The following is a 22,200-nucleotide window of genomic DNA, read 5'->3' on the forward strand; positions in this document are numbered from 1 at the left end:
ACGTGAAGATCGTCCGCACCGCCGTCACCCGGTCGTCAGCGCCTGGAACCGGGGGACGGAGTCGGAGGGACGGCCGGGGAAGCGCCCGGGGGGAGGCCCGGGGAAGGGCTCGGCACCGGACCCGGCGCCCCGGTCGGCGACGGACCCTGCGACGCGCTCGGCGATGCCGGCGGGGACGCCACCGGGGACGCAGCGGCGCCCGGCCCGGCGGCCGGAGCACCGGAGGGGCTCGCGCCCGGCTGCAGGGCGCTCCCGGCCACCCACTGCGCCCAGGGCAGGTTCCAGCCGTTCAGTCCGTTGCTCGGCGGCACCGTGTCCCCCGTCGAGGCCCTGACCTCCAGCACGTCGCCCGGGATCGTGTGCTCGAACAGCCAGCCCGCCGGCGTCTCGCCGCTCGTCCCGCCCTTGGCGTCGGCCAGCCCGATGCAGCCGTGGCTGGTGTTGGCGGTGCCGAACACCGACGGGTCGGCCCAGTAGTTGCCGTGCACGAAGGTGCCCGAGTTGGTCAGCCGCATCGCGTGCGGCACGTCCTTGATGTCGTACTCGTCGCCCATCCCGACGGTCTGCGAGTTCATCCTGGTCACCCGGTACTTCTCGGACACCACCAGCACGCCCCGGTAGGTCGTGTGCTTGGCGTCCCCGCCGGACACCTTGAGGGTGCGCACCACCCGGCCGCCCTGGCCGGCCCGGACGGTGAGGGTGTGGGCGTCCAGGTCGACGGTGGAGACCTGCGGCCGGCCGACGGTGAACCGGACGTCCTTGTTCTGGGTGCCGAACTCGCCCGGGGCGCCCTGGACGTCCTTGAGCCGCAGCGCGACCGCCACCTTGGTGCCGGGTGCCCAGTACGCCCGGGGGCGGAAGTCCAGCCGCTGGCCGCCGAACCAGTGCGCGGCCACCTCCACCGGCGGGTCCGCGGTCACCGCGATCGCCCGCTCGACCGCCGCCCGGTCGGTGACCGGGCGGCTGAACCGCAGCGAGACCGGCATCCCCACCCCGACCGTGGAGCCGTCCTCGGGGGTGAAGAAGGCGACGAAGGTGTGCGCCCGGGCCATGGTCGAGAAGTCGGCGTGCTGGACCGCCCGCTGCCCCTGGTCGTCCTCGGCCACCGCGTCCAGGGTGAACTTCGTGCCCAGCGGCAGCGGACCGTCCGGCGCCCAGCCGGTGCCGTCCGCGGAGAGCGATCCCGGCACCTCGCCGCCCCGGCTGTCCGCCAGCCGCACGGACACCAGCCGGCCCTGGGCGACGCTCACCCGGACCGGGCCCTCGGGCGGCAGGTTCTGGGTGTCGTCGGCCGGCAGCGCGGTGATCGACGCCCGGGAGACCGGCGGCGGGCCGGACGGCTCCGCCCGGACGGCGTCCGCGCTCGTGCTCCCCGGCGCACCGCCACCGCCGGAGCACCCGGCCAGCACGGCCAGGCAGCAGACCGCCGCCGCCAGCCGCCGTGCCCACATCCGTCCTCGGGGCCGCATCCCGGGGCCTCCCGCCGTAGCCGTCCGATACCCCGCACAACGACGGCGGCCCCGGCAGGACACGCCGACACGCCGGAAGCACCCACTCCGACGGCCCAGCGGCACGGCCGCGCCCGGACGCCATCCGCCGGTAACACGGTGTTAAGCCGCTTCCGTCCGGTGCGATCAGGGAATGAGACACCGCACGGGGTCCGGGACACCCCGCCAGGGAGGGCACCGCCATGGCGTCAGGGCAGGAGTCGGCGGCCGCCGTGCGCGCGCACGCCCCCGCGACCGTCAACGGGCACCGCGCGCACGGACACCCCGGCGAGCGGCCGGACGGCGCACCGCCCTGGCCCGGCAGCCGGCTGCCGCTCGGCGCCCGCTTCCACCCGGGCCCGGACGGCCGCCCCGGCACCAACTTCGCGCTCTGGGCCGGCGGCGCCGAGGCCGTCGACCTCTGCCTCTTCGACGAGGACGGCCGGGAGAGCCGGCTGCGCCTCACCGAGCAGGACGCCCACACCTGGCACGGCTTCGTGCCCGGGGTCCTGCCCGGCACCCGGTACGGCTACCGGGTGCACGGCCGCTGGGACCCGTGGACCGGCGCCCGGTGGAACCCGGCCAAACTGCTGCTCGACCCCTACGCCCGGGCGATCGACGGCGGCTACACCGCGCACGACGCGGTCTGCTCCGCCGTCCGCAACTGGCCCGAGGCCGAGGTCGCCGACACCGTCCGGGACAACCGCGACTCCGCCCCGTACGTGCCCAGAGCCGTGGTGGTCCGGGACGACGACGACTGGTCCGACGACCACCGGCCGAAGACCCCCTGGGCCGAGACCGTCCTCTACGAGCTGCACGTGCGGGGCTTCACCCGCCGCCACCCCGACGTCCCGCCCGAGCTGCGCGGTACCTACGCCGGACTCGCCCACCCGGCGGCGATCGCCCACCTCACCGGTCTGGGCGTCACCGCGGTCGAGCTGCTCCCGGTCCACCACCACGTCAGCGAGGACCACCTCCAGGCCCGCGGCCTGGTCAACTACTGGGGCTACAACACGGTCGGCTACTTCGCCCCGCACGCCGGCTACTCCGCCGCCGGCTCGCGCGGCGGCCAGGTCGGCGAGTTCAAGCGGATGGTCCGGGCCCTGCACGCCGCCGGCATCGAGGTGATCCTCGACGTCGTCTACAACCACACCGCCGACGGGGCCGAACTCGGCCCCGCGCTGCTGCTGCGGGGCATTGACAACGCCGGCTACTACCGGCTGCCGCCCAACCGCCCCCGCGGCTACGCCGACTACACCGGCTGCGGCAACAGCCTGGACACCCGTCGCCCCCAGGTCGTCCGGCTGATCACCGACTCGCTGCGCTACTGGGTGCACGAGATGGGCGTGGACGGCTTCCGGTTCGACCTCGCCGCCACCCTCGCCCGCGGCGCCGACGGCGGCGTCACGATGGAGCACCCGCTGCTCTCCGCGGTGGCCCAGGACCCGCTGCTCAGCCGGGTGAAGCTGATCGCCGAACCCTGGGACGTCGGCCCGGGCGGCTACCAGGTGGGCGGGTTCCCGCCGCCCTGGGCCGAGTGGAACGACCGCTACCGCGACACCGTGCGGGACTTCTGGCGCGGCGCCCGCCCGGACGTCCGGGAGCTCGGTTACCGGCTCTCCGGCTCCTCCGACCTCTACCAGCGGGACGGCCGCCGCCCGTACGCCTCCGTCAACTACGTGACCGCGCACGACGGGTTCACCCTGCGCGACCTCGTCTCCTACGACCGCAAGCACAACGAGGCCAACGGCGAGGCCAACCGGGACGGCACCGACGACAACCGGTCCTGGAACCACGGCGCCGAGGGGGAGAGCGCCGACCCCGCCGTCACCGCCCTGCGCCGGCGCCAGCTGCGCAACCTCACCGCCACCCTGCTGCTCTCCGCCGGGGTCCCGATGATCACCGCGGGGGACGAGTTCGGCCGCACCCAGGGCGGCAACAACAACGCCTACTGCCAGGACAACGAGGTGAGCTGGCTGGACTGGTCGCTGCTGGACGACCCGGCCTGGCGGAGCCTGCACGACTTCACCGCCCGGCTGGTCCGGCTCCGGCGCGACCACCCGGTGCTGCGGCAGCGGGCGTTCTTCTCCGGCCGCGCCACCGCCCCCGGCGGGCGGCCCGACCTGGCCTGGTTCACCCCGCTCGGCAAGGAGATGACAGAGGCCGACTGGTTCGCGCCGACCGCCGCCGTGGGCATGCTGCTGGCCGGCACCGCGATGTCGGAACGGGACACCCGCGGCCGCCCGCTGCTCGACGACAGCTTCCTGCTGCTGCTCAACGCCGGCCCCGAACCGGTCCCCTTCGTCCTGCCCGGCACTCCCCGGGCGGGTGACGGCAGCGGCTACGAGACCGTGGTCGACACGGCGGCGGCGGACGGCGGGCCCGCCGGGCGGCACCTCCCCGGCGACCCGGTCCCGCTCGGCGCCCGCGCCCTGCACCTGCTCCGGGCCGTTCCCTGACCGGGCCGTTCCCCGACCGGGCCGGCATCCGCTCCGGCACCGACGGGCGGCCCAAGCTGGCCGGTTCTCGACGACAGGTCCGAAAAACCGGATGAGAAATGACGCGTACCCGGCCTACCCTCACCGCGATGGCCGAGAACCAAGCCCCCGACGCCGCCCCCGACTCCGCGACCGGCTCCGACCCCGAGCCCGGCAGCGGGCCGCCCGCCCCCCGCCGGTCGACGGTGCGCTCGCTGCTGCGCCTGTGGCCCTACGTCCGCCCGATCCGCGCCCGGCTGGCCGTCTCGGTCAGCGCCGCGATGCTGGCCTCGCTCAGCGCCCTGATGGTCCCGACCGTGCTCGGCCGGATCGTGGACGGCCCGATCGCCGAGCGCGACCTCGACGGCCTCTGGGCCCCGGCGGCACTGCTGCTCGTGCTCGGCCTCGCCGAGGCCGCCCTGTTCTACACCCGCCGGGTGGTGCTGGCCCGGCCGCTGTCCGGCGTCGAGACGGCGATGCGCGGCGACCTCTTCGCCAAACTCCAGCGGCTGCCGGTGTCCTTCCACGACCGCTGGGGCTCCGGCCAGCTGCTCTCCCGCGCCACCTCCGACATGTACACCATGCGGCTGTTCCTGGCCTTCCCGCTGGTCTTCCTGATCGTCAACACGGTGACCTTCCTGGTCGGCACCGCGCTGATGTTCACCCAGGACTGGCGACTGGCACTGATCGTGCTGGGCCCGGCCGTCCCGCTGCTGATCCTCACCCGCCGCTTCGAGGCCGGCTACTCCGGCGCCGCCCGCCGCGCCCAGGACCAGAACGGCGACCTCGCCACCGTGGTCGAGGAGTCCGTGCTCGGCATCCGGATCCTCAAGGCCTTCGGCCGCCACCGCTCGATGGCGGAACGTTTCCGCGAGCACTCCCGGCAGCTGCGCCGTACCGAGCTGCGGAAGGCCGGGCTGCTCGCCAACCTGTGGTCGGTCATCGTCGGCCTGCCCGAGCTGGCCCTCGGCTGCGCCCTCGCGGTCGGCGTCCACCTGGTCGCCCAGGACCAGTTGTCCGCCGGCACCCTGGTCGCCTTCCTGTCCACCGCGCTCTCGCTGCGCTGGCCGGTCGAGTCGCTGGGCTGGCTGCTCGCCTACGCCAACGAGGCCGCCACCGCCACCGACCGCTTCTTCGAGGTGCTGGACGAGCCCGAGGCGGAGGCCGACGGGTCCCCCGCCGGCCTCCCCGCAGGTTCCGCCGACACCCAGGACGGCATCCGGCTGACCGGCGTCCGCTTCCGCTACCCCGACGCCCCGGCCGGCACCCCCGACCTGCTCCGCGGCGTCGACCTGCACATCCGCAGCGGCGAGACGATGGCCCTGGTCGGTGCCACCGGCAGCGGCAAGACCACGCTCACCGCGCTGCTCCCGCGCCTCTACGAGGCCACCGGCGGCAGCATCACCCTCGACGGCCGGGACATCCGCGAGTTCGACCGCACCCGGCTGCGCGAGCTGGTCGCGGTCGCCTTCGAGGAGCCCACCCTGTTCTCCGCCACCGTCCGGGAGAACGTGCTGATGGGCGCCCCCGGCGCGGACGACGAGCGGCTGCGCACCGCGCTCGCCACCGCCCAGGCCGGCTTCGTCGAGAAGCTGCCGGAGGGCGTCGCCACCGAGGTCGGCGAGCAGGGCCTCAGCCTGTCCGGCGGCCAGCGCCAGCGGCTCGCGCTGGCCCGGGCCGTGGTCGGCGACCCGGCCTTCCTGGTGCTCGACGACCCGCTGTCGGCGCTGGACGTGCACACCGAGGCCCTGGTCGAGCGCGCCCTGCGCCAGGTCCTCGCCGCCACCACCGCTCTGGTGGTCGCGCACCGGCCGAGCACCGTCCTGCTCGCCGACCGGGTCGCCGTCCTCGCCGAGGGCCGGATCGAGGCCGTCGGCACCCACCAGGAGCTGCTCCGCGACTCGGCGCGCTACCGCGAACTGATGTCGGGCGAGGCCGCCCTCGTCCCCGAGGGGAGCACCGCCCGATGACCACCACCGTCGAACCCGCCGCCACGCGCACCGACCCGGCCGCACCGGACCAGGAGGAGCTGCCCGCCCCGCCCGCCGACGAGGAGGACATCCCCGTCCCACCGGGCGCGCCGCGCGCGCTGCTGCGCTCGCTGCTCGGCCCGCACCGGGGCCGGATCGCCACCGCCATGGCGGTGATCCTGCTCCAGCAGGCCGCGCTGCAGGCCGGACCGCTGCTGGTGGCCTTCGCGATGGACCGGGGCATCCCCGCACTGCGGGAGCACGACTCCGGGCCGCTGGTCGCGGTGGTGGTCGCCTACCTGGGCTGCGCGCTGCTCGGCACCCTGCTCCAGTGGGCCTTCATCAAGATCAGTGCCCGGGTCAACCAGGACATCCTGCTGGACCTGCGCGGGCGGATCTTCCGGCACGCCCAGCGGCTCAGCCTGGACTTCCACGAGCGCTACACCTCCGGCCGGATCATCTCCCGCGCCACCAGCGACGTGGACGCGCTGCGCGAGCTGCTCTCGGAGGGCCTCCAGGAGCTGCTGACGGTCTTCCTCTCGGTCTGTTCCATCTCGGTCGTCCTGCTGGTGCTGGACTGGCGGCTCGGCCTGGCCTCACTGGCCTCCTTCCTGCCGCTGTGGCTGATCGCCCGCTCGTTCCGCCGCCGCTCGCGCCGGGTCTACCGGCGCTCGCGCACCGCCGCGGCCTCGCTGATCGTCCGCTTCACCGAGACCATGAACGGCATCCGCCCGGTCAAGGCCTTCCGCCGCGAGCGGGCCAACAACGCGGCGTTCGGCGTGGTGAACCGGCAGTCGGCCACCGCCACCGCGGACGGCCTGCTGGAGATCGCCCGGTACGTCGGCCTCTCCCGGGGGACGGCCAACGCGTGGACCACCGGGGTGCTGCTGCTGGGCGCCTGGCTGGTCACCGACGGCGCCGTCGAGCTGGGCGTACTGACCGCCTTCGTGCTCTACCTGCGCCGGCTGTTCGACCCGATCGACCAGCTGGCGATGTTCCTGAACAGCTACCAGTCGGCCGCCGCCGCGCTGGAGAAGATCGCCGGCCTGCTGGCCCACGAACCGACCGTCGCCGAGCCGACGGAGCCGAAGCAGCTGCCGGCCACCCCGGTGACGGGCCGGGAGGTGCGCTTCGAGAAGACGCAGTTCGCGTACCGCACCGGCAAGGAGGTGCTGCCGCCGTTCGACCTGGTGCTGCCCGCCGGGCAGACCGTCGCCGTGGTCGGCGCCACCGGGGCCGGCAAGTCGACGGTGGCCAAGCTGCTGGCCCGGTTCTACGACCCGACCGAGGGCCGGATCACCCTGGACGGGGTGGACCTGCGCGACCTCGCCGGTCCCGAGCTGCGGCGCGGGGTGGTGATGGTGACCCAGGAGTCCTTCCTGTTCTCCGGCACCGTCGCCGAGAACATCGCGATCGGCCGGCCCGGCGCCACCCGGGCCGAGGTCGAGGAGGCGGCCCGGGCGATCGGGGCGCACGCCTTCGTCGCCGAGCTGCCGGACGGCTACGACACCGATGTGCGCAAGCGCGGCGGGCGGATCTCGGCGGGCCAGCGGCAGCTGGTGGCCTTCGCCCGCGCGCTGCTCGCCGACCCGGCGGTGCTGATCCTGGACGAGGCCACCAGCTCGCTGGACGTGCCCGGCGAGCAGGCGGTGCAGCGGGCGATGCGCACCGTGCTGGCCGGACGGACGGCCGTGATCATCGCCCACCGCCTCTCCACCGTGGAGATCGCGGACCGGGTGCTGGTGATGGAGCAGGGCCGGATCGTGGAGGACGGCAGCCCGCGGGAGCTGATCGACGGCGCCGGGCGCTTCGCGCGGTTGCACCGGGCCTGGCGGGACAGCCTGGTCTGACCCCCCGCCCGCGGCCCGGCCGCACCCCCGGCGGGTAATAGTCCATAGACCCTTTCGTCCATTACCGAAAGGGTCTATGGTCGTCCCCAGGGCTTACCGCCCCCGGGTCCGCGAAGGGGAACGAACATGGTCGACCGTCAGCACTGGGAGCAGTGGCAGCGCAGCTGGGACCGGCAGCAGGAGTGGTACCTGCCCGACCGCGAGGAGCGGTTCCGGGTGATGATCGACCTCGTCGGGGCCGTGACCGGCCCGGCCCCGCGCGTGCTCGACCTCGCCTGCGGCACCGGCAGCATCACCGAGCGGCTGTTCGCCCGGCTGCCCGGCGCCACCAGTGTCGGCGTCGACCAGGACCCGGCGCTGATGACCATCGCCCGGGGCGTGCTCGGCGAGGACGAGCGGTTCAGCCTGGTGACCGCCGACCTCAAGGACCCCCGGTGGGCCGACGCGCTCCCGCCGGGGCCGTTCGACGCGGTGGTGACCGCCACCGCCCTGCACTGGCTTCCCGCCACCGACCTCGCCAGGCTCTACACCGACCTGGCCGGCCTGGTCCGCCCCGGCGGGGTGTTCCTCAACGCCGACCACATGCCGGACCCGGAGGTCCCGCTGCTCAACGCCGCCGAACGGGCCCAGCGGCACGGGCGGCAGGAGCGCGAGAAGGCCGAGGGCGTCCTGGACTGGGAGTCCTGGTGGCTCGCCGCCGCGGCCGACCCGCTGCTCGCCGACCAGGTCGCCGCCCGCAACGCGCTGTACGGCTCGCACGCCGACGGCGAGTCCCACCCGGCCGGCTGGCACACCGAGCGGCTGGTGGCGTCCGGCTTCGCCGAGGCCGGGGTGGCCTGGCGCTCGGTCACCGACGCCATGGTGGCGGCCGTCCGCTGAAGCGCCCCGACGGACGATCCGCCGGGCGGATCGTCCGTCGGGCGGGGCACCGGCCGGGCCGGCACCCCGCCCGGCGGGCTCAGCGCAGCAGGACCGCGTCCATGCCCGGCACCTCCGGCGGCAGCGCCACCAGTCCGAGCTCGGCGGGCGAGGCCAGCCGGGGGTGCGAGGGCAGCACCCGCACCGTGTAGCCGAACGGTCCGGTGCGGCCGAGCTCCAGCGAGCCCTCGTACCTGGTCCGCCCGTCGAGGTCGGGCCCGCCGACCGGCTTGAGGGCGAGCAGGCAGGCGTCCGAGATCCGGTCCGACTCGTCCACCCGGCCGGAGACCACCTGGACCTCGACGTCGGCCGGCTCCAGCGGGCCCAGGGTCACCTGCACCCGCAGCGCCAGGGCACTGCCCAGCTCCTGCGCCTCGTCCGGGCAGTCCGCCTCGACGTGCTCCACCCGCACGGCCGGCCAGGCCTCCCGCACCCGGGCCTTCCACCCGGCCAGCTCGCGGGCGGCGCGGTGCTCCCCGCCGCCGGCCAGCTCCCGCTGGGCCTGCGCGGCCGGGGCGTAGAGCCGTTCGACGTACTCGCGGACCATCCGGCCCGCCAGCACCTTGGGCCCGAGGGTGACCAGGGTGTGCCGGACCATCGCGATCCACCGGTGCGGCAGGCCGTCCGAGCCCCGGTCGTAGAAGCGCGTGGCGACCTGGTCCTCGATCAGGTCGTAGAGCGCGGCGGCCTCGATGTCGTCGCGCCGCTCGGCCTCCCGGCTGTCCGGGTCGAGCACGCCGTCGCCGGTGTCGGCGGTGGGGATCGCCCAGCCGTTCTGGCCGTCGAACCACTCGTCCCACCAGCCGTCCAGCACCGACAGGTTGAGGCAGCCGTTGAGCGCGGCCTTCATCCCGGAGGTGCCGCAGGCCTCCAGCGGGCGGAGCGGGTTGTTCAGCCAGACGTCGCAGCCCGGGTAGAGGTGCCGGGCCATCGCCATGTCGTAGTCCGGCAGGAAGACGATCCGGTGCCGGACGGCGGGGTCGTCGGCGAAGGCCACCATCTGCTGGATCAGCCGCTTGCCGCCGTCGTCGGCCGGGTGGGCCTTGCCGGCCACCACGATCTGCACCGGCCTGGTCGGGTGCAGCAGCAGCGCGCGCAGCCGCTCCGGGTCGCGGAGCATCAGGGTGAGCCGCTTGTAGGAGGGCACCCGGCGGGCGAAGCCGATGGTGAGCACGTCCGGGTCGAGCACCGAGGCGACCCAGCCGAGCTCGGCCTCGCCGGCCCCGCGCTGGTGCCAGGAGGCGCGCAGCCGCCGGCGGACCTCGTCGACCAGCTGGGCCCGCAGGGTGCGGCGGAGGTCCCAGACCTCGGTGTTGCCGATCCGCTCGAGGCCGGTCCAGCGCTTGGTCTCGCCGGTGGTCATCGCCTCCTCGGCGCGGTCGGCGCCGATCTCGGCGGCGCCGAGCCGGACCACCGCCGGGTCGATCCAGGTGGCCGCGTGGACGCCGTTGGTGACCGAGGTGATCGGCACGTCCGCGGCGTCGAAGCCCGGCCAGAGGCCGTTGAACATCGAGCGGCTGACCTCGCCGTGCAGGGTGGAGACGCCGTTGGCGCGCTGGGCCAGCCGCAGGCCCATGGCGGCCATGTTGAACAGCTTCGGGTCGCCGCCGCGCCAGGTCTCGGCGCCGAGCGCGAGCACCTGCTCGACCGGGACGCCGGGGAGCGCGGTCTCGCCGCCGAAGTGCCGGGCCACCAGCTCGCGGTCGAACCGGTCGATGCCGGCCGGGACGGGCGTGTGGGTGGTGAAGAGGGTGCCGGCCCGGACCGACTCCAGGGCGGCCGCGAAGTCGAGCCCGGCGTCCGCGACCAGTTCGCGGATCCGCTCGACGCCGAGGAAGCCGGCGTGGCCCTCGTTGGTGTGGAAGACCTCGGGCGCGGGGTGGCCGGTGAGCCGCTGGTAGGCGCGCACGGCCCGGACGCCGCCGACGCCGAGCAGCATCTCCTGCAGCAGCCGGTGCTCGCTGCCGCCGCCGTAGAGGCGGTCGGTGACGTCGCGCTCGGCGGGCGAGTTGGCCTCGATGCCGGAGTCCAGCAGCAGCAGCGGGACCCGGCCGACCTGGGCCTTCCAGATGTGCGCGGCCAGGGTGCGGCCGCCGGGCAGGGCGAGGTCGACCCGGCTGGGCGTGCCGTCGGGCTCGCGCAGCAGGGTGACGGCCAGCTCGTCCGGGTCGAGCAGCGGGTAGCGCTCCTGCTGCCAGCCGTCCCGGTCGAGGGACTGCCGGAAGTAGCCGTGCCGGTAGAAGAGCCCGACACCGATGATCGGGACCCCGAGGTCGCTGGCGGCCTTGAGGTGGTCGCCGGCGAGGATGCCGAGGCCGCCGGAGTACTGGGGCAGCGCGGCGGCGATGCCGTACTCGGGCGAGAAGTAGGCGATGGCGGCGGGGGGCGGCGCGGCGGCCTGCTGCCCCGCCGTCTGGTACCAGCGCGGGCCCGCCAGGTACTCCCGCAGGTCGTCGGCGAGGTCGCCGAGCCGGCGCAGGAACCTGCGGTCGGCGGCGAGCGCGGCGAGCCGGGCGGCCGGGACCTCCCCGAGCAGCCGCACCGGGTCCTCGCCCGTCGCGGCCCACACGTCCGGATCCACGGACCGGAAGAGGTCCCGGGTCTCGGGGTGCCAGGACCAGCGCAGGTTGAGGGCCAGCTCGTGCAACGGCTGGAGTTGTTCGGGCAGGACGGTGCGGACGGTGAATCTGCGGATTGCCTTCACGGCGTGAAGCGTAGCCTCGCCCGATGGCATGATGGTGCGTCAGTTGGGCTATTCGACATCCGTTCGGCCTATTGATGAGATCGCATTCGGCGCATTGGACTGCACGGGGGGCGCACGAGGCGCACTTTCCGGGGCACCGCGCCACCAATACGTGAACGCGGCGGAACAGATCCATTTCCGCCGGCGGGCCCGCGCCCGATCACCTCCGAAACTCCGGCCGGACCGGTGCGGAATCCGCTCGACCGGTGCGAGGATGAACCGCGGTCGTCGATGCTGCGGGGAGTGCGGAGACGGGTGGCGTTCCCCCGCGAAGCAGCACGTCCGAATCCTTTTCGTGTTGATCGTTCGTCATCCTGATTGGTCCATTCGGCGCCCATCGCGGACCGCCGCGTGTCCTCGCGATCACCCCGCTCGTTCACGGGTGGGTCGGGTCCTCCGGGGGCGCGCTCCGAGAGGCGTGCGCCGGGACGCGCGCGGGCTCTCGGGCCCTCCGCCACGGGCTCGGCGGGAGCGGGGCAGGTTGCCCGGAACGGCGGCGCGGGCAGGCTTCCGGTCGCAGGTCCTCCCCACCCAGTAGTCCTCCCGGTACTCCCCTGGCCCTGCCGGCCCGCGGGAGCTGCCGCCGATCTCGGGCAGGAGTTTGGCATGCACGGCGACACGCGGGACCAGTCCACACCGGTGGCCGACACCCTCGACGCAGCGGTCGCGGAATCCGCCGGACGGATGGATTCTGACGCTCGGACGGACGCGGCGATGCCGGGACCCCGGGGTGCCGGGGCAGACCGTACGGAGCGACCGGACGAGCCGGCCCGACAACCCGGGGCCGAGGACAGCCGGACCGCTTCCGGCCCGACCGGGGCCGCGACCCCGCGCGGGCGCACCACCGCCCGCGGCGCGAGCGCCTCCGAACCCGCCACCGGCCGGGCCGGGGGCGCCGCACCCGCCGGGGCGTCCACCGCGCGCCCCGCCGCCGGCCGGGCCCGCGCGAAGCCCGCCACCACCCGCAAGACCGCCCGCAAGACGACAGAGAGCGACACCGTGATCGGCCGCATCCCCGTCCTGGACGTCAGCCCCCTCGTGGACGCCGGCCGCCGCCCGGCCAAGGCGGTGGTGGGCGAGTCCTTCCCGGTCTCCGCGACCGTGTTCCGTGAGGGCCACGACGCGGTCGCCGCCAATGTGGTGCTGCGCGACCCGCGCGGCCGCGGCGGCCCCTGGACGCCGATGCGCGAGCTGGCCGAGGGCTCCGACCGCTGGGGCGCGCACGTCACCCCGACCGCCCCCGGCCGCTGGTCGTACGTGGTCGAGGCGTGGTCGGACCCGGTGGCCACCTGGCGCAAGGCCGCGGCGATCAAGCTGCCGGCCGGGATCGACACCGCGCTGGTCCTGGAGGAGGGCGCGCAACTGCTGGAACGCGCGGCCGCCGGGGTCCCGAAGAAGGAGGGCCGGGCGGTGGTGCTGGCGGCCGCCGAGGCGCTGCGCGACCCGGCCCTGCCGCCGCTGTCCCGGCTGGCCGCCGCGCTCGCCCCCGAGGTGCAGGAGCTGCTGGGCCGCTTCCCGCTGCGCGAACTGGTGAGCGCCTCCCGGCCGGTGCCGCTCCAGGTGGACCGGGAGCGGGCGCTGTTCGGCTCCTGGTACGAGTTCTTCCCCCGCTCCGAGGGCGCGGTGGTCGACCCGTCCGGGGTGGAGCCGCCGCGCTCGGGCACCCTGCGGACCGCCGCCGAGCGGCTGCCCGCGGTGGCCGCGATGGGCTTCGACGTGGTCTACCTGCCGCCGGTCCACCCGATCGGCCGCGCCTTCCGCAAGGGCCCGGACAACAGCCTGACGGCCGGCCCGCACGACGTCGGCTCGCCGTGGGCGATCGGCTCGCCGGAGGGCGGCCACGACGCCGTCCACCCGGACCTCGGCACGATCGAGGACTTCGACCACTTCGTCGCCGAGGCCACCGCGCTGCACCTGGAGGTCGCGCTGGACTTCGCGCTCCAGTGTTCGCCGGACCACCCGTGGGTGAACAAGCATCCGGAATGGTTCAGTCACCGGGCGGACGGCACCATCGCCTACGCCGAGAATCCTCCGAAGAAATATCAGGATATTTATCCGATCAACTTCGACCAGGACATGGACGGAATCGTCAAGGAGACGATCCGGGTCCTCCGGTTCTGGATGGCGCACGGGGTACGGATCTTCCGGGTCGACAACCCGCACACCAAACCCGTGGTCTTCTGGGAGCGGGTGCTCGCGGACATCGCCCGCACCGACCCGGACGTGGTCTTCCTCGCCGAGGCCTTCACCCGTCCGGCGATGATGCACACCCTGGGGAAGATCGGTTTCCACCAGTCGTACACGTACTTCACCTGGCGCAACACCAAGGCCGAACTCACCGAGTACCTCACCGAGCTCACCGGCGACGCGGCCGCCTACATGCGCCCCAACTTCTTCGCCAGCACCCCGGACATCCTGCACGCCTACCTCCAGGACGGCGGCCGGGCCGCCTTCGCGATCCGCGCGGTCCTGGCGGCCACCCTCTCCCCCAGCTACGGCGTGTACGCCGGCTACGAGCTCTACGAGAACGAGCCGGCCCACCCCGGTTCCGAGGAGTACCTGCACTCGGAGAAGTACGAACTGCGCCCCAGGGACTGGAGCCGCACCGACACCCTCGCCCCGCTGCTCACCGTCCTGAACCGGCTGCGCCGCCGTCACCCGGCACTCCAGCAGCTGCGTTCACTGCGCTTCCACCCCACCGACAACGACCAGGTGCTCGCCTACTCCAAGACCGCCCCGACGCCCGACGGCCTCACCGACCACCTCATCACCGTGGTCAACCTGGATCCGCACCACGCCCAGGAGGCCACCGTCACCCTGGACGGGGACGGGCCGTACGCGGTCCACGACGAGCTCACCGGCGCCGCCTACACCTGGGGCCGGCACAACTACGTCCGGCTCGACCCCTCAGCCGAGCCGGCCCACCTCCTCACGGTTCGGAGGAACCCAGCGTGACAGTCAACGAGCCCGTCCCCGACACCTTCCCCGAGACCTCGAAGAAGAACCTGGACCCGGAGTGGTTCAAGCGTGCGGTCTTCTACGAGGTGCTGGTGCGGTCCTTCCAGGACAGCAACGGCGACGGGGTCGGAGACCTCAAGGGGCTCACCGCCAAACTCGACTACCTGCAGTGGCTCGGGGTCGACTGCCTCTGGCTGCCGCCGTTCTTCGCCTCGCCGCTGCGCGACGGCGGGTACGACGTGTCCGACTACAAGTCGGTGCTGCCCGAGTTCGGCGACCTCGCCGACTTCATGGAGTTCGTCGACGCGGCGCACGCCCGCGGCATGCGCGTGGTCATCGACTTCGTCATGAACCACACCAGCGACCAGCACCCCTGGTTCCAGGCCTCCCGGGAGGACCCGGACGGCCCGTACGGCGACTTCTACATGTGGGCCGACGACGACAAGCAGTACCCGGACGCCCGGATCATCTTCGTCGACACCGAGACCTCCAACTGGACCTACGACCCGGTGCGCAAGCAGTACTTCTGGCACCGGTTCTTCTCCCACCAGCCCGACCTCAACTACGACAACCCCCGGGTCCAGGACGAGATGATCGCCGGGCTGCGGTTCTGGCTGGACCTCGGCATCGACGGGTTCCGGCTGGACGCGGTGCCGTACCTGTTCGCCCGGGAGGGGACCAACTGCGAGAACCTCCCGGAGACCCACGAGTTCCTGCAGCGGGTCCGCAAGGAGATCGACGCCGACTACCCGGACACCGTGCTGCTCGCCGAGGCCAACCAGTGGCCGGAGGACGTCGTCGACTACTTCGGCGACTTCGCCTCCGGCGGCGACGAGTGCCACATGGCGTTCCACTTCCCGGTGATGCCGCGGATCTTCATGGCGGTCCGCCGGGAGTCCCGCTACCCCGTCTCGGAGATCCTCGCCAAGACGCCCAACATCCCGCACGGCTGCCAGTGGGGGATCTTCCTGCGCAACCACGACGAGCTGACCCTGGAGATGGTCACCGACGAGGAGCGCGACTACATGTACGCGGAGTACGCCAAGGACCCGCGGATGCGCGCCAACGTGGGCATCCGCCGGCGGCTCGCCCCGCTGCTGGAGAACGACCGCAACCAGATCGAGCTCTTCACCGCCCTGCTGCTCTCCCTGCCCGGTTCGCCGGTGCTCTACTACGGCGACGAGATCGGCATGGGGGACAACATCTGGCTGGGCGACCGGGACGGCGTCCGGACCCCGATGCAGTGGACCCCGGACCGCAACGCGGGTTTCTCCTCCGCCGACCCGGGCAGGCTCAGTCTGCCGCCCATCATGGATCCGGTGTACGGCTATCAGGTGACCAACGTCGAAGCGCAGCAGAGCAGTTCGAGCTCACTGCTGCACTGGACGCGTCGCATGATCGAGATCCGCAAGCTCAACCCGGCGTTCGGCCTCGGCAGCTACACCGAACTGCCCTCCAGCAACCCCGCGGTGCTGGCCTTCGTCCGTGAGTACGAGGGGGACCTGGTCATGTGCGTGAACAACTTCTCGCGGTTCGCGCAACCGACCGAACTGGACCTGCGGCGGTACGGCGGACGGAATCCGGTCGAGCTGATCGGCGGGGTGCGCTTCCCCTCGATCGGCGAGTGGCCGTACCTGCTCACCCTGGCCGGGCACGGCTTCTACTGGTTCCAGCTCCGCCGGCCCGCCCGGCCGACCGGAACCGTGCGGCCGAAGTAACGATCCGGCAGCCGCCGCGGGTCCCACCGAACCCTCCGGGGGCGCGAGTTCGTACCCCGCGCCCCCGGTCGTCTCTGCACCACCGCGTACGGAGAACAGCCCAACGGCCACCCACACGAAGGCGTGACACCCGGGCCCCTCGCTCGCGTGCCGCGCCGCCGCGCCGCCGCAATCCGGAAGACTGACGGACCCGGCCAGACCCGTCGGGCGATCCGCCCAGCTCCTCCGGGGAAAGGGAGTCATGTCCGAAACCTCCCGTTCGCAAGTCCCCCTGCACCAGGACGCCCCCGCCGGCTCCGCCGCGCCGGCCGTCCCGCGGGGTACCGGGGTCCGGAGGACCGCCCTGGGGGTGAGCGAACTCGTCCAGGCGGCGCTGCCGCTGATCGCCGAGTGGCTACCCACCCAGCGCTGGTACGCCGGGAAGGGGCGGCCGATCACCGGCCTCGTCCCCGTGGTCGGCACCCCCCTCCAGGTCGGCGACCCCGCCCTGCTGCACCTGCTGCTCCGGGTCGAACACGCCGCCACCGCCGGCGTGCCGCACGGCGACCTGTACCAACTGCTGCTCGGCATCCGCTCGAAGGGCCCGGCCGGCATCGAGCCGGCCGCCGTCCTCGGCCGCCTCACCCAGGGCCCGTACGACGGGGCCACGCTCTTCGACGCGGTGCACGACCCGGAGCTCACCGGGCGGCTGCTGGAGCACCTGGCCACCGGCGACCGGTTCGGCGCGCTGTCGTTCCGGCGCACCCCCGGCTCCGGACTGCCCACCAACCTGCCCGGGCGGGCCTCCACCGCCGAGCAGTCCAACAGCTCCGTCATCTACGGCACCTCGTACATCCTGAAGCTGTTCCGCCGCGTCCACCCCGGCACCAACCCCGACCTGGAACTCTCGCTCGCGCTCTCCCGGGCCGGTTCGACCCGCATCCCCCGGGTCGCCGCCTGGTTCGAGAGCCGGCTGGAGCGCACCGAGCCGGCCACCCTCGGCCTGCTCCAGCGCTACCTCCCGGAGGCCGAGGACGGCTGGGAACTCGCCCTCGACCAGGTCGGCCGGCTGAAGGGCGACCCCTCCCCCGGCAACTTCGCGATCGAGGCGCACCGGCTCGGCCGCGCCACCGCCGAGGTGCACCGGGTGCTCTCCCGGTCGATGCCGGTCGCCCGGCTGGACCGGGCGCAGACCAGGCAGCTGGCCACCGCGATGGCCGACCGGCTGGACAGCGCGGTCGCCGCCGTCCCGGGGCTGATGCGCTACCGGGGTGCGCTGCGCTCGGCCTTCGGCCAGATGGCCGACGCCCACCCGGACGGCCTGGCGGTCCAGCGGATCCACGGCGACCTGCACCTCGGCCAGGCCATGCGCACCCCGCACGGCTGGGTCCTGCTCGACTTCGAGGGCGAGCCGGCCAAGTCGGTGGCCGAGCGGCGCGAACCGCAGACCGCTCTGCGGGACGTCGCCGCGATGCTCCGCTCCTTCGACTACGCCGCCGCCCACCTGCTGGCCGGCGGGCCGTCCGACCCGGAACTCGCGCACCTCGCCGCCGCCTGGGCGCAGCGCAACCGCACCGCCTTCTGCGCCGGCTACACCGCGGGCGGCGGCACCGACCCGGCGGCGTCGCCGGAGCTGATGCGCGCGCTGGAGATCGACAAGGCGGTGTACGAGGTGGTCTACGAGGCCAGGCACCGGCCCAGCTGGCTGCCGATCCCGCTGGCCGCCATCAACCGGCTCGCCCTCACGGTCTGACCCTCCGCTCCCCCTCGCTCGGCCGGTCCGGTCCCCGCCCCACCGGGGGCCACCCCCTCCTCCTCCCCCGTTCCGCCGCCGGAGCCCCTCCCTCCCCGCCCCGGCGCCGACGGGCCCGCCGCCGCCCCGCTTCCGCCGCCCCGCCCCCGAATCCGCGCCCCGCTCCAGGAGGTCCTCGCCGTGACGCCGCTCGATCCGCCAGGCCGCACCATCCGCACCGTGCCGGCCACCTTCCTGGCCGGCCCGGACGCCCCGAAGCGCGAACCCGCGGCCGCCCGGCGGGCCGAGTCGGAACCCACCGGGACCGCCCCCGCCACGACCGCCCCGACTGCGACCGTCCCTGCTGCCCCGGCTCCGGGCCCGGCTCCGGCTCCGGCTCCGGCTCCGGCTCCGGCGACCGTGCCGCCGCCCGCGGCCGCGCCCGTGCCCCCGGCCGGCGGCGACGCCGCCCCGGTGACCTCCGGGGCGCTGCGGCTGCCCGAGGCCCCGCTGCCGCCCGGTGAGGTGGACCGGCTGGTCGGCGGCCAGCACCACGACCCGCACGCCCTGCTCGGTGCCCACCCCGTCAACGGCGGCACCGCGATCCGGGTGCTCCGCCCGTTCGCCGACCGGGTCCTGGTGGAGACCGACCAGGGCTCCGTCGAGCTCACCCACCAGCAGGGCGGCCTGTTCACCGGTCTGCTGGCCGCCGCGGAGGCCCCCGACTACCGGCTGCTGGTCGACTACCCGGGCTCCGAACCGCTGCGCCAGCACGACGGCTACCGCACCCCGCCCACCCTCGGCGAGCTCGACCTGCACCTCATCTCCGAGGGCCGGCACGAGCAGCTCTGGCAGGCGCTCGGCTCGCACGTGCGCACCGTCGGCGGGGTCACCGGCACCGCGTTCGCGGTCTGGGCGCCGAACGCCGCCGGGGTGCGGCTGATCGGCGACTTCAACCACTGGAACGGCACCGGGCACCCGATGCGCTCGCTCGGCTCCTCCGGCGTCTGGGAGCTCTTCGTCCCCGACATCGGCGAGGGCGCCCAGTACAAGTACGAGATCCACACCCGGCACGGCCGGGTGCTCGACAAGGCCGACCCGCTGGCCCGGGCCGCGCAGCTGCCGCCCGGCACCGCCTCGGTCGTCACCAGCTCCTCCTACCGCTGGCAGGACGGCGAGTGGATGGCCCGCCGGGCCCGCACCGCGCACCACCGCGCCCCGATGTCGGTGTACGAGCTGCACCTGGCGTCCTGGCGGCCCGACCTCACCGACTACCGCGCGATCGCCGCCGAACTCCCGGCCTACCTGAAGGAGTTGAACTTCACCCACGTGGAGTTCATGCCGGTGATGGAGCACCCCTTCGGCGGCTCCTGGGGCTACCAGGTGTCGGGCTACTACGCGCCCACCTCCCGGCTCGGCGGCCCCGACGACTTCCGCTTCCTGGTCGACACCCTGCACCGGCACGGCATCGGCGTCATCGTCGACTGGGTGCCCGCGCACTTCCCCAAGGACGACTTCGCGCTGGCCCGCTTCGACGGCGAGCCGCTCTACGAGCCGGCCGACCCGCTGCGCGCCGAGCACCCGGACTGGGGCACCCTGGAGTTCGACTACGGCCGGGTCGAGGTGCGCAACTTCCTGGTGGCCAACGCGGTCTACTGGTGCGAGGAGTTCCACGTCGACGGCCTGCGGGTGGACGCCGTCGCCTCGATGCTCTACCTCGACTACTCGCGCGAGGGCGGCGCCTGGACCCCCAACCAGTACGGCGGGCGGGAGAACCTCGACGCGGCCGCCTTCCTCCAGGAGATGAACGCCACCGTCTACCGGCGCTGCCCGGGCGTGATCACCGTCGCCGAGGAGTCCACCGCCTGGGACGGCGTCACCCGGCCCACCGACCGGGGCGGTCTCGGCTTCGGCCTGAAGTGGAACATGGGCTGGATGCACGACTCGCTGGTCTACATGGGCAAGGACCCGGTGCACCGGCGGTTCCACCACAACGAGATCACCTTCTCGATGGTGTACGCCTGGTCGGAGAACTACGTCCTGCCGATCTCCCACGACGAGGTGGTGCACGGCAAGCAGGCGCTGGTCTCCAAGATGCCCGGCGACTGGTGGCAGCAGCGCGCCAACCACCGCGCCTACCTCGGCTTCATGTGGGCCCACCCCGGCAAGCAACTCCTCTTCATGGGGCAGGAGTTCGCCCAGGGTGCCGAGTGGGACCACGAGCAGGGCCCGCAGTGGTGGGTGCTCGACGAGCAGTGGCCGGCCCACCGTGACCACCTCGGCGTGCGCCGCCTCGTGGCCGATCTCAACGGGCGCTACCTGGAGACCCCGGCGCTGTGGGAGCAGGACAGCGTCCCGGCCGGCTTCAGCTGGCTCGACGGCGGCGCCGCCGAGGACAACCTGCTCTCCTTCGTCCGCTACGCCGCCGACGGCACACCGCTGGTCGCGGTCTGCAACTTCTCCCCCGTGGTGCGGCACGGCCGCCGGGTCGGCCTGCCCGAGCTGAACGGCCGCGACCAGCTGTGGGAGGAGGCCCTCAACACCGACGCCGCGGCCTACGGCGGCAGCGGGATCGGCAACTCCCACCCGGTGAAGTCGGAGGCCGTCGAGTGGGACGGCCAGCCGCGCAGTGCCGAGCTGGTGCTGCCGCCGCTGTCGACCGTCTGGCTCCGCCCGGCCTGAGCCGCCGGTGGTCCGCCGCTCCGCCCCCGTGGTGCGGAGCGGCGGCCCGACGGCGTCAGGGGCCGGGCGGGGGGAACGCGGGCAGGGTCAGGGGGCCGGAGAGGGCCCCCTCCGTCGACGGGAGCGACGGCGCGGGTACGGCGCCCTCCTTCCCCGGGCCGGTCGCGGCTGCCCGGAGGGAGGCGAGGTCGGAGGGGCTCATCGGCCGGACCGTCGCAAGCCCACCGTCCGCCCCGGTCGGCTGCGGCATGACGGGGTGCTCCGGGATGGCGGCGGCGACCGTCTTCCAGCGCTCGTCCGCCGCCACCTCGGCGATCCGCCCGGTCGTCATCGGCGGGTCGACCCGGGTGATGCCGGACCCCGGCTCCAGCGGATTGCGGTTCCACTCCTGGAGCATGAGGTGGTACCCGCTCTTGCTGTAGAGGGAGGCGGACCAGGTCTTCGACCCGTCCGGCTCGCCGTCCCGGGTGCCGGCCTGGTAGACCACCAACTGCGAGCCGTCCGTCGTGGTGGCGGAGGTGCAGACATCGAGGCCGTCGGCGTACGCGCAGCCCTTGGCGTCATCGGGCATCACCGAGGGGCCGGTGATCCAGAACAGGTAGTACGCCAGGCCGTGCCCGTCGTCGTGGGTCAGCCGGAGCTGCGGGGTACCGCTCTCCGTCCCCCGCGCCTCCTCGACCTTCACGATGTTCCCGGCCGGCAGCAGCGGCGTGAACAGGTCGAGGAACTCCTGGCCGGACACCGGCGCCGCGGTCGCCCCGGCGGACGGTGCGCCCGCCGCCGCGACCCGGCCGGTGCCACCGCCCGGCAGGCCGGCCAGCGCCACCCCGCCGACGCCGACCAGGGCCAGCGCGGCGGCTCCGGCCAGCACCGACGCCCGCCGGCGGCGGCGCAGTCGGCGCCCGTACGACCAGCCGGTGTCGACCAGCGGCAGGGGCTCGGTGTGGAACGTCTCCCCCGCCCGGGCCATCGCCGCGGAGAGGTCCTGCTCGTACTGGGTGTCGGTCTCGGGAAGGTCCCGGTCTGCGGGCATGCTGAACCACCGTTTCGGGTCGGTCGGTCGGTCGATGAAGGTCGGTCGATGGAGGTGGAGCGGGAGCTCAGTGGTCGGCGAGGGCGCGCAGGTCGTCGCCGAGCACGGCCCGGATCCGGGCCAGCGCCCGGACGGACTGCGTCCGCACGGCGCCCGGGCTGCGGCGGAGGATCTCGGCGGTCTGCTCGACGCTGCGGTCCTCCCAGTAGCGCAGGACCAGCACCGCCCGGTCGCGCGGCGAGAGCCGGGCGAGCGCGTCGACCAGCGCCAGCCGCAGCGCCGGGTCGCCCTCCCTGGCGGCGGTGTCCGGAACCGCGTCGACCGGCTGCTCGCCGCTGCTGCGCCGGCTGCGGTGCGACAGGAAGGCCCGGACCAGCACGGTGTGCGCGTAGCCGGCCGGGTTGTCGATCCGCTCGCGCGGGGCGAACCAGGAGGTCCGGTGCCACTGGGCGTAGATCCGCCCGAGCGTCTCCTGGACCAGGTCCTCCGCCAGGTGGGTGTCACCGCCCGCGAGCAGGCAGGCGGTGCGGTACAGGTGCGGGGTCCTCGCCGTCGCGAAGGCCCGGAAGTCCTCGTCCCGGCCCGCCTTCGTCCGTAGCTGACTCTCTCGTGCCATCCGCCGGGCTCCCCTGCCTCGTTTTCCCCTACACCTG

12 protein-coding genes are annotated in these 22,200 nt (G+C 74.0%); 8 read left to right on the top strand and 4 right to left on the bottom strand.

Annotation, left to right across the window (positions count from 1 at the left end; all coding sequences use genetic code 11):
• Window positions 1-35: 35 nt before the first annotated feature.
• Window positions 36-1,469, bottom strand: coding sequence for a L,D-transpeptidase (locus tag BLU95_RS15075; RefSeq protein WP_197698762.1), 1,434 nt, complete (start codon window positions 1,467-1,469; stop codon window positions 36-38).
• Between the two features lie 221 nt (window positions 1,470-1,690).
• Here BLU95_RS15075 and glgX point away from each other — a divergent pair, with 221 nt between their 5' ends.
• From glgX to BLU95_RS15095, 4 genes are all read left to right on the top strand, one after another.
• Entirely contained in the window at window positions 1,691-3,946 is a 2,256-nt protein-coding gene (gene glgX, locus BLU95_RS15080) for a glycogen debranching protein GlgX (RefSeq protein ID WP_093860462.1), read from the top strand.
• Window positions 3,947-4,074: 128 nt separating this feature from the next.
• Entirely contained in the window at window positions 4,075-5,934 is a 1,860-nt protein-coding gene (locus BLU95_RS15085; RefSeq protein ID WP_093860463.1) for an ABC transporter ATP-binding protein, read from the top strand.
• Window positions 5,931-7,784 (top strand): ABC transporter ATP-binding protein, encoded by a 1,854-nt coding sequence (locus BLU95_RS15090; RefSeq protein ID WP_093860464.1) that lies wholly within the window; start codon window positions 5,931-5,933, stop codon window positions 7,782-7,784. Before BLU95_RS15085 ends, BLU95_RS15090 begins: the two co-directional genes overlap by 4 nt.
• A gap of 126 nt (window positions 7,785-7,910) precedes the next feature.
• Complete coding sequence (locus tag BLU95_RS15095; protein ID WP_093860465.1) at window positions 7,911-8,663, top strand: class I SAM-dependent methyltransferase; 753 nt, start codon at window positions 7,911-7,913, stop codon at window positions 8,661-8,663.
• Window positions 8,664-8,742: 79 nt separating this feature from the next.
• Here BLU95_RS15095 and glgP read toward each other — a convergent pair whose 3' ends face one another.
• Entirely contained in the window at window positions 8,743-11,406 is a 2,664-nt protein-coding gene (glgP, locus tag BLU95_RS15100) for an alpha-glucan family phosphorylase (RefSeq protein WP_093860466.1), read from the bottom strand.
• Window positions 11,407-12,444: 1,038 nt separating this feature from the next.
• On the opposite strand from glgP, the gene BLU95_RS15105 reads away from it, so the two are divergent.
• From BLU95_RS15105 to glgB, 4 genes are all read left to right on the top strand, one after another.
• On the top strand, window positions 12,445-14,400 hold the full coding sequence (locus BLU95_RS15105; protein WP_093864890.1) for an alpha-1,4-glucan--maltose-1-phosphate maltosyltransferase: 1,956 nt from the start codon (window positions 12,445-12,447) through the stop codon (window positions 14,398-14,400).
• Entirely contained in the window at window positions 14,397-16,121 is a 1,725-nt protein-coding gene (gene treS, locus BLU95_RS15110; RefSeq protein WP_093860467.1) for a maltose alpha-D-glucosyltransferase, read from the top strand. The genes BLU95_RS15105 and treS overlap by 4 nt, the downstream gene beginning before the upstream one ends.
• A 241-nt stretch (window positions 16,122-16,362) precedes the next feature.
• Entirely contained in the window at window positions 16,363-17,853 is a 1,491-nt protein-coding gene (locus tag BLU95_RS15115) for a maltokinase N-terminal cap-like domain-containing protein (RefSeq protein ID WP_107452560.1), read from the top strand.
• A gap of 180 nt (window positions 17,854-18,033) precedes the next feature.
• Window positions 18,034-20,514: a 1,4-alpha-glucan branching protein GlgB gene (glgB, locus tag BLU95_RS15120; RefSeq protein WP_231978579.1), complete on the top strand. Its 2,481-nt coding sequence runs from the start codon at window positions 18,034-18,036 to the stop codon at window positions 20,512-20,514.
• Window positions 20,515-20,569: 55 nt separating this feature from the next.
• Here the strand turns inward: glgB and BLU95_RS15125 are convergent, their stop codons facing one another.
• Window positions 20,570-21,547, bottom strand: coding sequence for a hypothetical protein (locus BLU95_RS15125; RefSeq protein ID WP_093860468.1), 978 nt, complete (start codon window positions 21,545-21,547; stop codon window positions 20,570-20,572).
• Between the two features lie 67 nt (window positions 21,548-21,614).
• Complete coding sequence (locus BLU95_RS15130) at window positions 21,615-22,163, bottom strand: SigE family RNA polymerase sigma factor (RefSeq protein WP_093860469.1); 549 nt, start codon at window positions 22,161-22,163, stop codon at window positions 21,615-21,617.
• Between the last annotated feature and the right edge of the window lie 37 nt (window positions 22,164-22,200).

It is taken from the genome of Streptomyces sp. TLI_053 (genome assembly GCF_900105395.1).
Classification (GTDB): Bacteria; Actinomycetota; Actinomycetes; order Streptomycetales; family Streptomycetaceae; genus Kitasatospora.